10 protein-coding genes are annotated in these 14,564 nt (G+C 34.6%); all 10 read right to left on the reverse strand.

Annotated features, from left to right (window positions below):
- Window positions 1–110 precede the first annotated feature (110 nt).
- Window positions 111–2,270: a glycoside hydrolase family 97 protein gene (locus ACM55F_RS06580; protein WP_416852988.1), complete on the reverse strand. Its 2,160-nt coding sequence runs from the start codon at window positions 2,268–2,270 to the stop codon at window positions 111–113.
- Window positions 2,271–2,611: 341 nt separating this feature from the next.
- Window positions 2,612–3,994 (reverse strand): alpha-amylase family glycosyl hydrolase, encoded by a 1,383-nt coding sequence (locus ACM55F_RS06585; protein ID WP_416852989.1) that lies wholly within the window; start codon window positions 3,992–3,994, stop codon window positions 2,612–2,614.
- A 130-nt stretch (window positions 3,995–4,124) separates the two neighbouring features.
- Window positions 4,125–5,201: a SusE domain-containing protein gene (locus tag ACM55F_RS06590; protein WP_416852991.1), complete on the reverse strand. Its 1,077-nt coding sequence runs from the start codon at window positions 5,199–5,201 to the stop codon at window positions 4,125–4,127.
- 13 nt (window positions 5,202–5,214) lie between these two features.
- Window positions 5,215–6,708: a RagB/SusD family nutrient uptake outer membrane protein gene (locus ACM55F_RS06595; RefSeq protein WP_416852993.1), complete on the reverse strand. Its 1,494-nt coding sequence runs from the start codon at window positions 6,706–6,708 to the stop codon at window positions 5,215–5,217.
- A 10-nt stretch (window positions 6,709–6,718) separates the two neighbouring features.
- Window positions 6,719–9,982 (reverse strand): TonB-dependent receptor, encoded by a 3,264-nt coding sequence (locus tag ACM55F_RS06600; RefSeq protein ID WP_416852994.1) that lies wholly within the window; start codon window positions 9,980–9,982, stop codon window positions 6,719–6,721.
- Between the two features lie 129 nt (window positions 9,983–10,111).
- Window positions 10,112–11,281, reverse strand: coding sequence for a FecR family protein (locus ACM55F_RS06605; RefSeq protein WP_416852996.1), 1,170 nt, complete (start codon window positions 11,279–11,281; stop codon window positions 10,112–10,114).
- Window positions 11,282–11,522: 241 nt separating this feature from the next.
- Complete coding sequence (locus tag ACM55F_RS06610) at window positions 11,523–12,086, reverse strand: RNA polymerase sigma factor (RefSeq protein WP_416852997.1); 564 nt, start codon at window positions 12,084–12,086, stop codon at window positions 11,523–11,525.
- Window positions 12,087–12,359: 273 nt separating this feature from the next.
- Window positions 12,360–13,016 (reverse strand): aspartate kinase, encoded by a 657-nt coding sequence (locus tag ACM55F_RS06615; protein ID WP_035669162.1) that lies wholly within the window; start codon window positions 13,014–13,016, stop codon window positions 12,360–12,362.
- Between the two features lie 107 nt (window positions 13,017–13,123).
- The gene (locus ACM55F_RS06620; RefSeq protein WP_416852998.1) at window positions 13,124–13,483 is read right to left on the reverse strand and encodes a YraN family protein; all 360 of its coding nucleotides are present in this window, start codon (window positions 13,481–13,483) and stop codon (window positions 13,124–13,126) included.
- A 158-nt stretch (window positions 13,484–13,641) separates the two neighbouring features.
- Window positions 13,642–14,538 carry a S66 peptidase family protein gene (locus ACM55F_RS06625; protein ID WP_416852999.1) on the reverse strand — a complete coding sequence of 299 codons (897 nt, stop codon included), beginning with the start codon at window positions 14,536–14,538 and terminating at the stop codon, window positions 13,642–13,644.
- Window positions 14,539–14,564: the final 26 nt, after the last annotated feature.

A 14,564-nucleotide genomic window follows, 5' to 3' on the forward strand; every position in this document is an offset into this window, starting at 1 on the left:
TTTTTGGTTTTTAAGTTAGTATTAGTATTTATTTTTTTGGTAATTCTGTTTAATAAACCATATTACAAAACAGGTGTATTTGTAATATGGTTTGTGTTTTATCCTTCAAATTAGATTTTTTTTAAACCTTTCATTTCGGGAGCATTCCCTTCTTTGATACTGATGGCAGTACCTCCACCGGGAGCGATGGATTGTTTCAAAACACTTTTTGAAGTGACTATGATTTTTTGAATCGTATAATTTTGTGGTTTTTCGTTCCAACTGGCATCTTTAGCATCCGAATAAACTGTTGCTATGTATTTTTTACCTTTTGGAAGATAATCAAAAGCAATAGTTGCTGTTCTTGCATTTTCATCAGTGATTCCACCCACGAACCATTCGTTTTTACCTTTTGCTTTACGGGCAATAGTGATGTAATCTCCCGGCTCAGCTTCTAGGATATAACTATTGTCCCAATCTACCGCAACATCTTTTATAAACTGAAAAGCATCTGGAAAACGATTGTAATTATCCGGAATATCAGCTGCCATTTGCATCGGGCTGTACATCGTCACATAATAGGCTAGTTGCTTTGTCAAAGTAGTATTGACACGTTGGTTTCCACCAGTTTTGTAATAGGTAAGATCAGTTTGAAAAATACCGGGTGTATAATCCATTGGTCCGCCCATCAAGCGGGTAAATGGTAAAATAGTGGTGTGTTCCGGAGCTAATCCTCCCATGGCTTCAAACTCCGTTCCTCGGGCTGATTCTTGTGCAACCCAGTTTGGATAGGTACGGTTTAATCCCGTAGGACGTACTGCTTCGTGGCTGTCTATCATGATTTTATAATCGGCAGCGCGCTCCGCCACGTGTATGTAATGATTAACCATCCATTGTCCGTCATGGTGTTCACCACGCGGAATAATCTTCCCTACATATCCTATTTTTACAGCATCATATCCATTGGCATTCATAAACTCAAAAGCACGGTCCAAACGACGTTCGTAGTTTGTTGCAGCTCCAGAAGTTTCGTGGTGCATGATAATCTTTACGCCTTTTGCGGCAGCGTATTCATGTACTGCTTTTACATCAAAATCAGGATAAGCAGTTGTGAAATCAAATACTTCTTCTTTCCAATTGTTAATCCAATCTTCCCAACCTACATTCCAACCTTCGATAAGGATGGCATCAAAACCATTTTTTGCAGCAAAATCAATGTATTCTTTGGCATGTTCCGTTGTCGCTCCGTGTTTTCCATTTGGCGTAAGTTTTGTAAAATCCTGATTTAGTTTTACATTATTTTCTTTTCCGTATGCCCAAGTACTTTTCCCAGCCACGAAATATTCCCACCAAATCCCGATGTATTTCACTGGTTTTATCCAAGAAACATCTCTGTAACTTGTAGGCTCGTTGAGGTTTAAGATTAGTTTTGAAGCTAAAATATCGGTAGCCTTATCACTTACCACAATAGTTCTCCAAGGCGTTTGAGCATCCGTTTGCATGTATCCTTTATTCCCGACAGCATCCGGAGTAAGATGGCTGCTCATTTTGAAAGTCGTTGCATCCACGTTTAAAGACATGGCTGGATAATTAATCAATGCCGCTTCGTGAATATTGATGTATAAACCATCTGAAGATTTCATCATGGATGGCGTTTGTACCGCCAAATTTTTGATAGGAAATTGGGAATTGATTTCAACGGTAGCTTTTTTCATCAAGGAAGGAATTTCCGAAATCTTTGATGTGGTATACGCATATTCATTCGTGTCATAATCTCCCGGAATCCAGAAAATTTTATGATCTCCTGCCAATTGAAATTCGGTATGCTCTTCTTTGATTACAAAATAATTCAAATCATTTTGTTTTGGAAATTCGTATCTAAAACCCAATCCATCGTTGAATAAACGAAACCGAATTCGGATGTAGCGGTTGTTGTTTTTGGCTTGCGCCAAAGTAACTACCAGTTCGTTGTAATTATTACGAATCGTTTTTTGTTCGCCCATAACGGGATCCCAATCAACATCAACAGCCGTTTGGGTTGTGTTTGTAATAGAAAAGCCATCAATGAATGATGCTACATCTTTTGTTTCTATTCCTAAAGTACTGGGTTTGATAACCGGTTTTCCCTTGTACGTTAATTGGTAAGAAGGCACTCCATTTTCTCTCAATTCAAATTTTAGAACAAGGTTCTTATTCGGCGAATTGATTTCTTGTGCGAGCATCCATAATGGGCTTGCACAAATGAATAGAAATAACGTATGAAGACGTATTTTTTTAAGTCTAAAGTTCATATTTTTCATTTTTTTTATTAATAAAGAGAGGCTATTCTGGTTTAATAGTGGCGCTTTAATTTAGATTTTAACCGTTTTTTGAATGCGCGGAATAGGTATGAATCGTTCTTGCGGAACTTTCACAGCATTGCAGGAATGAACTGTAGTCCATCCTTAATAAATTGACGCAAAGGCACAAAGACACATAGGTTCGAAGCATTTAAAAAATTTAAATAAATTATCAAATTGCTTAAAAACAAGAAAGTGATATGAATTAAATCTTTTGTGCCTTTGTGTTTTACGGCAATAAAAACAGAATAGTGTTTTGGCTAACGAATGTTACCTAAAACTAATTTTCAGCATTAGTTTTTCAATACTTTATATTGAAATGGCAATAAACTTATTTGAGTAGTTGCTGTTATTGCAGCACCGGTAAATCCATCTTTCCAAGTCAATTTAGATAATGAAACAGGAATAGTATAATTGACTGTTGAGGAAGTTAAGTTTGATAGCACAAAGACTTTTTCAGTAGTTGTTTCCATAGTGAATGCACTTACGGCATCACTACTATATCCTTTATAAGTCCCTTTTTTTAGCGCATTGCTAGAATTTCTAAAAGCAATAATCTTCTTATATTCGGCTAGCATATCTAAATCGGCAGTACTCCAGTCAATAGGGGTACGGTTAAAATAATCGATTCTTTTATTGTATCCTACTTCTTGTCCGTTATAGATCATAGGTGCTGAATTCATGTATGCTGCAACTACAAATGCTGCAATAGAACCTTTTTTTCCACCAAATAACTCTAACGGAGTACCATCAGAAAGGTTGACATCGTGATTGGTTGTATACCTAACAATTCTATTTTCAGGATTATAATTATTAGCATATTCGGTAGCATTCGAATCTTGTAAAGTAGTAGCAGATTTATTTTCTTTGAAAACTTTTTCCAAAGTACTGAAGAAGTTAAAACCAAAAGTATAATCAAAACCAGCAGTAAATTGATTTACTTTGGTTCCTTCTGCAAGCATTAATATATTTTGATTTTTCTTGATTTTTCTTAAGGCGATGATTGCTTCTGACCAGAAATTCTGAGGAACAAAATCAGCATAATCACATCTAAAACCATCTATGTTTGCGCTGTATACCCAATAGGACATAGCATCAATCATCGCACTTCGCATTTCAGTATTTGTAAAATCTAACTGAGCGACATCATTATAATTTGTTCCTGGAGGAATAATAATATTTCCACCAGCATCTTTTTGATACCAATCCGGGTGAGCGGTAATCCAGGCGTTATCCCATGAAGTATGGTTAGCAACCCAGTCCAATATAACTGCCATGTTTTTTTTGTGTGCTTCTTCTACCAAAACGCGTAGATCTTCCAAAGTACCAAAATCTGTATTTACAACTTTATAATCTTTAACAGAATATGGAGAACCCAATCCACCTGCTGATTGAACTACTCCAACAGGATAAATAGGCATTAAATAAATAACATTAACCCCAAGTTCTTGAATAGAAGTTAGTTTTTCCTGAACCCCTTTTAGAGTTCCTACCTGACTAAAAGCACGAATGTTTACTTGATAAATGACGGCATCTTCTTTTTTAGGCATTTTTTCAAACCGTGTTCCAAATTGTGGATAAGCCGGAGCTGGAGTTGACTCATTATCCGAAGAACTGCATGAAGCCAGTACCGAAGAAAAGATAAGTACAAAAACGATGTTGATATATAATTTCATTTTTTTGATTTTTAATAATAACCGTTATGAACATAGAAATGGTTGCATCCCTCCTCCTTTTTCAAAATAGAGGGATGCTTTTTAAAATTACTAACTAAACCATTTTTATGCTAAACGAGTATTCTGTTTATTAGATTTTTGTGACTGTATAAATAGCAGTGGCAGGATAAAGACCGGTTGTTGCATCTTTTTCTTGTATAGAAAACGTTACTTCATAAGTACCGGCTTCACTTATATAATGAGCACCCGGGTCGTCCAGATATACTTTCCCCTCTTCATTATTTTTTGGACCATAATTTATTGTCCAAGAGTTGTTAAGTCTGAATTTTACATTTCCAACTTTTAAAGCTCCTTTAAATTTCCATATTTTTAGTTGGTGGTCATAAGACATATTGGTAGAATTATCCCAACCTCCGTCAGTTGCATCCCCAACAACACCCCAAGAAAAAGGAGTAGCTGTCCATTTTGCAGTGTTTAGGTTTACAGTCATTTGATACGAACCCGCTTTTTCAATTTGAAAATCGAGATCACTACCATTAACTATATTTCCATTGGCATCAGCTCCGTAATATTGAATCCAGCTTCTTTCATTGGTGAATTTAAATCCTAAACCTTGTGTTTCTGGAAAAGTCACATATCCCTGATAAATACCGCTATCAATTGCTTTTAGTTCAGCAGCAGTATTTACATCCCATCCTTGGTAACTTCCCGGCATATAGATTGCTCCAAACACCACTTTTTTAGCAAAAGGGGTTACGCTTAATTCTATAGGATTTGAATATATTTTTCTGTCCAAAGTTGATTCTACACGAACTACTATTTTTCCTGCAACATCAACTGGAAGACCTAATTTAATAGCCATTTTGTTAAGATCACTTCCTGAAAAAGCTTTGCTTAATACATCTACTCCAACTTCAACACGAACTGCTTTTGACCAAGCTGTAGCTCCAATGGCATCTGCTGGGATATCAAATTCCAAAGCATATGTTACGGGTGCATTCACAGGAAATGTTACCGCAGGCCATGATAGGGTTAGCACAGATAAATTTTCGTTTTCTGTAGAAATTACGATAGCATTTGACGAAGCCTCAATTGGACCCGAAAAATTGACTTCTTTTAAAGAGGTAAGTATGGCGTCATTTTCACAGGATACACCAAGGAAAAGTAACGCGCAAATTACGAATAACTTGTTTATATATTTTTTCATAATAGTTCTATGTTTAGTAACCTGTGTTTTGTTTTATTCCTTTGTTTGCATCCAATGCTGCTGTTGGTATTGGGAACAATTTTCTGTAATTAGCAGAAACACCTCTGAAATCATTTGCTAATAAGAATTTATCAAAACGAATCATATCTTGTCTTCTGTGTCCTTCCCAATTTAACTCAAATCCTCTCTCATTATAAACATCGTCTAATGTTGGATTTGCAGCTAATATTCCAAGTCCGGCACGTTGTCTGACAGGATCTATGAATGGTTTTGCAGCAGCGGCATTACCTAGTCTAACATTACATTCTGCTTTCATTAATAATACATCAGCATAACGATAGATAGGAAAATCATTTGATGCTCCACCACCATCCATAGGTGTAACAGGATAAAATTTAGTATTACGAACACCCGCTTGTGGTGCAGCACCAGGATTGTCTAATGACGCTACATCAATAGAATAATTTACGCCTCCGCCTTGGTCTCCATAACGGAATTGTTTTTTACGAATATCATTGTCATCGTATTTCAAAAAGAAATCTTTAGGCACAATAGTACCATTCCATCCGCTATAGCCAAACAAGTTTTTGGCGTCTGGTCCGTTTAGACTTCGAACTGTAAAAATATTACGGGATACTACATTTGCAGTAACAAACATGGCTAATATGGTTTCATCATCCGGAAGTACATCGCCAAATAATTCATAATATTTGTTTCCCATTGGACTGGACGCATTAGCTGCACCGGAATGAAGTGAGAATCCACCACCACTCACTTTATCACAAGCGGCCAAACATTTTTCCCATTCAGGAGTACCAGTATATACTCCGGCATTCAAATATACTTTAGCCAATAAAGTGTACCCTGCCCATTTGTTGAATCTTCCGTAATAGTTTCCACCTTTGGTAGCCGAAAGAGTTTCTACATTTTCGGTTAACTCTTTTACGATGAAATTATAAACCTCCTTACGGCTTGATTGTGGAATTTGATCTACAGTTATGTTATTATCCGTGTAGAAAGGAACATCTCCAAAATCATCTATCAATAAATAGTAGAAAAAGGCTCTCAATACTTTAGCTTCGGCAATTTTTGAAGGTTCAGCATTTGATTTTTCTAATTGGTTAACGGCTAAATTGGCATTGAAAATAGATTTGTACAACCATCTCCAAGTGTTGTTTATAAAAGAATCTGTTGGCAACCAATCGTGTTTGTATAAACGAGCAAAATCCAATTCCCAGTCACCGGTTGTTCTATGAGGAATAACCTGTTCATCCGAACTAAAGCAGTTTAAGTCATACCAACCTCTGTCAGCTCCAGCATATCCTACACCATCCCAATTCCCGCCAACTTGGGCATAAACACTTGCCAATGCAACATCAGCTCCTTGCGCAGATCCATAAAAGTCGTCTGCTGTATATTTATCATATACTTTTTCATCAACATTGGTACAACCAACAAGTAATAAGAAACTTAAGCTTCCTATTAGCAATATATTTTTGATTTTCATTTTTCTTTTACTATTTAAATTTTACATTCAAACCAAAGGCAAAACTTCGGGTACGGGGATAAATACCATTATCGCCCCCAAAGCCATTACTACCACTCATATTTAATTCGGGATCAATTCCTGAGTAGGGTGTAATCAACAGTAAATTATTTCCGGTAAGAGAAAGGCGAACAGATTCAATATATTTGATCTTTTCAAAATGAAAATTGTAGCCAACAGTTACATTTTCTAATCGTAGAAAAGAACCATCTTCAAGCCATAAATCAGAACCATATTTAGAAGTGAATAATCCTAATGGAATGGCACTGTCTAGAATATTTGCTTTACCGATATTTTCTAAATAACTTAAGCTTGATCGCAAGCCATTGTATATTTTGTTTCCTCCTGATCCTCTCCATAGCATAGAGGCATCTAAGTTTTTATATTGGAAAGTGGGGTTAAATGCATACGTATAAGTTGGTAAAGCAGAACCTTTTATCAAACGATCCGGGCTTGTATTTCCTTGATCGATGATTCCATTTCCGTCAACATCAAGTACAGTTTCAGAATTTGCATTGTCTTTTCCGGTATGATGTAAGATGTTGAAAGTCCCAATAGGTTGTCCCGCTATCAAAAATGAACTTGGTCCCCAAGAAACATTATCAGTATTTAACGGAACTCCGTTGATACTGCCGCTTAAGTTTAATACTTTGTTTCTCAATAAAGATACATTTCCGGCAAGTGTAAGTGTTGAGTTTTCTGTTTTTATCAAATCATAGCCTAAGGCAACTTCCAGTCCTTTATTTAATAGACTTCCTACGTTTGCTTTTATTGTATTGAAAGGAAATGGAGGTTGTGGAACAGTATAATCAAATAAAAGATTATCAGTAGTTGCCGTAAAAACATCAACAGTTCCTCTTATTCTGTTATTTAAAAGAGCAAAATCTACTCCGATATTGGTTTGTTTTTTTGTTTCCCAACGTAAATCTGCATTAGCATTTTGAGTCACATTGAAATTGGTAATTTGTTGACCTCCAAAATAAGTTACTCCAGATCCACCTACTAACGAAATAGAATTTTGAGGAAATAATCCTTGCTGATTACCCGTAACACCATATCCTCCACGTAATTTTAATTCGCTGAAAATAGTTTGGTTAGCCATAAAAGGCTCTTTGTCTATTTGCCATGCTACCGAAGCAGACGGGAAATCTCCCCATTTATTATTTACACCAAATACTGAGGAACCATCTCTTCTGATACTGGCCGTAAATAAATATCGATTTAAAAACGAGTAATTTATACGTCCTAAAAATGAAACTAAGGTTCTGTCGTTTTTGTAAGAACTAATATCTCCTGGTTGTACTTTGGACAAATCACCTAATTGTAACGCATTATAAGTAGCGATGTCATTGATAAAACCTTTGGCTTGTGCAAAATGACCTTGATAGGTTTGGTTTTGCCATTCGTATAAAGCCAAAGCGTTGATGCTGTGGTCTCCAAATACTTTTTTATACGAAAGACTAATATTCATTAATCTTTCATTTTGGCTGTTGTTACTAATGTTAGCGTATCCTTTTTGGTCAATTGCATACGCATTAGTCGATTCGGCAGGAAGATAATATCCATTTGTGCTATTCGTTTTTCTCCAACTTCCAAACCAACCTGCTGTTAAACCTTTGTATAAATCTAAATCGGCTTTAAGGCTTCCAAATAAATTGTCATATTTTCCTTGATTAGTAACAGTTTGTGCTGCAGCATAAGGATTTAGGTATTGAAAAACATTTGGATCTGTAAAATAACTCCCATCAGTATTGTAAACAGGATCCGTAGGACGCATTACATAAGCATTTGTAATTAAATTAGATGTAAATGCGGCTCTTCCGATGCTTCCAATACTATTAGTTGCATTGGTAATACCACTGTTAAGATTGAAAGTCAATTTTAATTTATCATCGATTGCCGATTGAGTGGCTTGAATTCTACCGATATATTTTTGATTACTGGTGTTGATAACAACTCCATCTTGTAAAATAGCACTTATCGAAGCTCTATAACTAAATTTATCTGTTCCTCCACCAAAAGATAACGTATGGGTTTGCGTAGCGCCACTTTTAGTAAGAATACCATACCAATCCGTATCTGAGCCATGATTAGCCGAAGCAGGAACTCCAACTAATTGCGCTTGTTGCCACCATTGATTAGCATTTAGCATGTCTAGTTTTTTAGGAATATAATCGATAGCCATTGAGCTGGAATATTCCACAGATGTTTTTCCGGCTTTGTTTTTCTTGGTACTAACAATAATGACACCTGCAGCACCTCTGGAACCATAAACGGCAGTAGCAGAAGCATCTTTTAATATGTCCATGGAGGCGATTTCACTTGGAGGAATCTGGTTTAATAAATCCATATTTCCTTGAACTCCGTCCACAACTACTAACGGATCATTCCCACCAATTAAAGAAGATATTCCACGAATTCTTACACTTGGTGCCGTACCTGGCTCACTACCTGTTTGGGTAATATTTACCCCGGCCATTTTACCGGAAATTAATTGTAGTGGATTGACAACCGCACCTTGATTCATGTCTTTTGCAGCGATTGAAGAAACTGCACCTGTAACATCTTTTCTGGTAGAAGATCCATAACCTATCAATACAACTTCTTGTAAAGTAGTTGTTTCTGGGAAAAGTTGAATAATGCTATTGTCTTGATTTGCAGAAACTCTTCTTTGTTTATATCCTATATATGATATCAGAAGCATGGCATCACTGTCTTCAACGGTTATTTCAAAATTTCCGTTAGCATCAGTAATAACTCCTTTTTTTGTTTTTTCTTCAATGATGGATGCACCAGGAAGGGGCATTCCATTTTCATCAGATACTTTACCTTTGATGGTCTTTTTTAGATAAAATTTCTCATCTGTTTTTTCAATAAGAGGTTTTTTCAAAATAATTTGAGTATCCCGAACTTTAAAATCAGTACCAGTTCCTTTGAATAGTTTCTCTAAAACTACATCAATTGTTTGGTCCTTTACACGGATAGAAATAATACGGTTTAAATCAATATCATTCATTTTGTAAATAAATCGAAAATCTGTTTTTTGCTCAATGGTTTCGATAACCGTTTCCACGGTTGTGTTGTTTAATTCTAAACTTACTTTTGTTTTTTGTGCATAAGTATTAGCTCGAATATTAAACATGGCCACCAAAAGAAGGAGAGTAGTTAGTTTCAATTTTAGGTTATTTTGGAACAATGGGAATTGTATCCCACTATTCTTTGGTTTTTTTTTCATAATTTTGTAAATAGATTGTATTTAATCAGTTAGGTTCAATCACTTATTCAATCGGAAATTGTTCGCAGCTCTTTCCGATTTTTTTATGCTTCAATAGTTAACTCGTCATTTTTCATTGGTTTTTAAGGGTTATTTAATAAGTATCTCATTGTTTTTTATGGTGTAATTAATGCCGTGAACATCATTAAAGTAACTCAGTACTTTTTCTATTGGTTCATCACCAAAACTGGCATAAAATTTCTCATTAGCCAATTTCTTGTTTTGGTTAACAATTGTAACATTGTAGTGTCTTTCCAGTTTTTTGGTTATGTCGTTAAAGCTCATGTTCTTAAATATCAATCGTCCTTCCATCCATGAAGTATAAACATCAGTAATGACAGGTTTTGTTTCAATATGATTGTCTTTTCTATTAAAACTACCTTTGTATCCCGGTTTAAGAATGGTGTTTTTGTTGGCGTCAAATTTCTCATTTGCAGTATATAAACCTACAGAACCTTCTACTAAAACTACATCAGTTAAATTATCTTCGGGATAGCTGGAAACATTAAAATGAGTTCCCAAAACACGAATGTTCAAATTATCTGCATTGACTATAAAAGGGTGTTTTTTATCTTTTGTCACATCAAAAAAAGCTTCTCCGTCCAGAAAAACCTGTCTGTTTTCTCCAGCAATAAATCGTACTGGATATTTAAGTGTGGTTCCTGAGTTCAGGTGTACAATTGTTCCGTCAGATAATTCCAATTCGAATCGTTTTCCGTATGGAATTTTAATGGTATTGTAAACTAGTTTTTCTAAAGGGGTTTCAGTATCGTAGGCAATTTTATTTCCATTATGGTTTGCTACAACATTTCCTTCGGAGTCGGTTACTTGGGATTTATTGCCGGCTGAAATGATTTGAACATCACCGTTTGCTAATTGCAAAGTGATTTCATTGCTATTTATTATTGCATCATTTTTTTGTTTGAAAAAACCGTGTTGATAAGACCATCCAATAGATAACAAAACAATAATCGATGCTGCAATAGAAATGTATTTGAATATTGGAAACTTTTTGGTTTCAATTGCTGTTGATTCCGTTTCTTTTGCGCTAATTAATATTTTAGAAAATATTTTATCTGCAGTCGCTTCATCCATTTCTGGAATTTCGTCTACTAGTATTTTTATGTCTTCAACTGTTGGGAAATCAGTAGTAAGTTTGTTTTTTCTGTAATAGTCAACAACTTCATTACTTTCTTCCAAATTGCATTGGTTTAAAATAAATTTATGAAGTAATTTTTGTATTTCTGAATTTTCATTCATTTCGAATTGGGTTTTTTGATCCTGTACTATATAATACAGTTGAAGTGGATTTGACTACTACTCAAACGTTATAATTTTTTTAATTTTAACATAAAATAATTTTAAACAAATAGTTATAAGATTTGTAAACCCTTGTTATTACTGATGTTGTTTGATTTTTACGAAATAAAATTTTTTTAAAAAAAAAGCCAAAAAAAATCACCCATAAAGAGTGATTGAGGCCTTAATTTTTTAATTTGATTTATAAGATACCATCATGACCTTTAAAAAAAAGACGTATTGATTCCAGTGCTTTGCTCATTTGGCTTTTCACGGTATTTACAGAAATGCCTAATTCATGGCTGATTTCTTCGTAGGTTTTACCTTGTTTGCGCGACATTTTGAAAATTAGTTTGCGTTTGGGAGGCAGTTGTTTTATGGCTTGTTTTTTTAGTCTTTTGCAATCAGCTTCTCGAATGGAATAATCACCTTGGTCATGAGATTTTTGACTTTTGTAGAAAATCTCTTCTTTTAGAAGTACATCATTGGCGGCTTTATTCAAAAAGTTAAAGGCTTGATTTCTGGCAATGGTGAACAAATAGGATTTAAAGGATTGCTCTAAATTTAAGTTTTCTCGATGCAACCAAACTTTTAAAAATACTTCCTGAACATTTTCTTCAGCTAATTCTTTTGACTTCAGAATACTTATGCTATAGCCATAAATATCTTGGTAATAGAAATCAAAAAGGGAACGAAATGCTTTTTCGTTGTGATTTTTGAGTTCACTAACCAATAATTGTTCGCTATAGTTTTTTGTTTCTGACATTAATTTGGATACCCTTTGTTTTTTGGGATTATAATAAGACACTCTCAATTCTAGCCTCTTAATTGCCTGATGAATTAGCAAATATATAAAAATATTATTCGCATCGATTTCTTTAAGTAAAAAACGGATTTTAATTTACGCGCAAAACTTTGTAGATAAGTAGTGTGGTTTGAATAAAAAACGGAATTCCGTTTAACTCAAAAATAAAATTTGTAATAAAAAAGCTTCCAGTCTACACAAGGCTGGAAGCTTTAAAATATAGAATAAGAAATATTAATTCTTTAAATCCTTGATTACTTTAAAAGCGACATCTACTTCATTTTCGCTTACTAAAATGGTGAATTCATTTGAAGTCGAAATTACTTCATTAATGATAATTCCTTCCCAAGCCAAACGCTGAAAAATGAAATAGTAAATACCTGGAACCACGATATTTTCTTTAGGTAATTTTACGGTTATCGAAGCCAGATTATCCAGTTTTTGAATCAATTTTTCGTTAGCAAAATGTTTGTCAACCAAATGGTTTATCGTATTACTCACCACGATATTAGTTTCATTTACTCCTCTTGATGAGGTATAGAAAATATCTGGGAAAGCATTCAAATCGGTAATTAATTCAGCTTGCTTATTTAAAACGGTATCTGATGCTGCAAAAGTATAATCGGTTAGTTCAGAGCGAACTGTGATCTCTCCAATGTTTTTTATTACTTTATTGATTTTATGATTTAATCTAAAATCCAACTCTTCAGTAAGTCTTTTTAGAGACATAACAACTGCTCCTTGTTTTACTTCTTTACCAAATTCTGATTCTAATTCAGTCATTATATTCCGTGATAAGGAAGTCAAATTAATGATTCCAAGAGATAAAGCATTTAATAGAAAAGGCTTTGTTTTGATGTAATTTTCTACAATGGATGAAACAGTTTTCATAATTGGTTAGGTGTTTTTACGTAGTTTTTACTTAGTTAGAGTGTCAAAAATCTCTGCAAAGATAGATAAAAAACAATTTGTTACAAATATAACATTGATTTTTTTTGTTAAAAATGATAAAAAGCATCTATAAGGTGTTCAATTACAAAAGATTTGCCTTCTTTGTGGATGGCAATAATGTCAAAACGGACTTCTACGTCTAAATCGTTCTTACTTACGTAAGCATCTACGGCTTTTACTAAAAGCTGTATTTTTTTTGGTTTTACAAAATCTTGAGGTAAACCAAATTCTAAGGATGAACGGGTTTTTACTTCAACAACAGCAAGTGTATTTTCTTTTTGGGCAAGAATATCAATTTCGGCTTTTTGGAAAGTCCAATTGGTTTCTACTATAGTATAACCTTCTTTCTGTAGGTATTCCACAGCTATTTCTTCTCCAAGTTTTCCCAGTAAGTTGTGTTCAGCCATAAAAAAGTATTCAGTATTCAGTCGCAGTTTTTTAAACTTCTGCAATTAAAAATCGTTAATCAACAATCAAATATTCAGTGTTCAGTCGCAGTATTCAGATCGTGAACATCTGCAATCAAAATTCGTTAATCAACAATCAGCAATCAAAAATCATTTTTTTACTCAAAAACAACGCTACTGCAGTTCTCATTCAAATGCATAGTTACTTTACTTCCCAGAATCAATGCTCTGTTGTCATGAATATGTCCCGCCGGAAAATTATAAATAATAGGAATGTTGTATTTTTTAGTGACATCTTCTATAATTTCAAGGGCATTTTTTCCCCAAGGAATGTCATTGTCTTTCATTTTTGACATCGAACCGACAATAATTCCCTTAATACTTTCCAGGCAACCATTGCGTTTTAAGTTCATCATCATACGGTCAACATGATATAAATATTCGTCTAAATCTTCGATAAACAATATTTTATCAGCACACTCAATTGCCGATTTAGAACCAAATAAACTATACAAAATGGATAAATTTCCGCCAACTAATTCGCCAGAAGCGTCACCAAATTTGTTCATTGCATTTGGCTGAATTGCATATTTTAATGGCTCGCCAAACATGGCAACTCGTAAGGATTCAATGGCTTCAGGTGTTGCTTTTGGGATACTGATGGGCATAATACCATGAATGGATTTGAAACCCATTGTATTCAAATGATTGTGCAAAACAGTGACGTCGCTAAAACCAATAATCCATTTTGGATTTTGTTTAAAGTTGGTAAAATCCAATAAGTCAACCATTCGTACCGTGCCATAACCACCACGTACGCACCAGATTGCCTTAATATTTGGATTGTCTAATTGTTCCTGGAAATCAGCGGCACGTTGTTCATCCGTACCCGCTAATTGATTATCATCTAAACCAATACTTTTTCCAATAACGACTTCCAATCCCCAACTGTGTAACAAATCTATAGCAGGTTTAAGGTTGTCGTCTATGTTTTTTCTGGCTGTTGCCAAAATGGCAATGGTGTCTCCTTTTTGTAAAATAGGTGGTGTAATCATTAGTGTGTGGGCTTGAGAGTTGAAAG

The organism is Flavobacterium melibiosi (assembly GCF_048158545.1).
In the GTDB taxonomy this organism is placed as follows: domain Bacteria; phylum Bacteroidota; class Bacteroidia; order Flavobacteriales; family Flavobacteriaceae; genus Flavobacterium; species Flavobacterium melibiosi.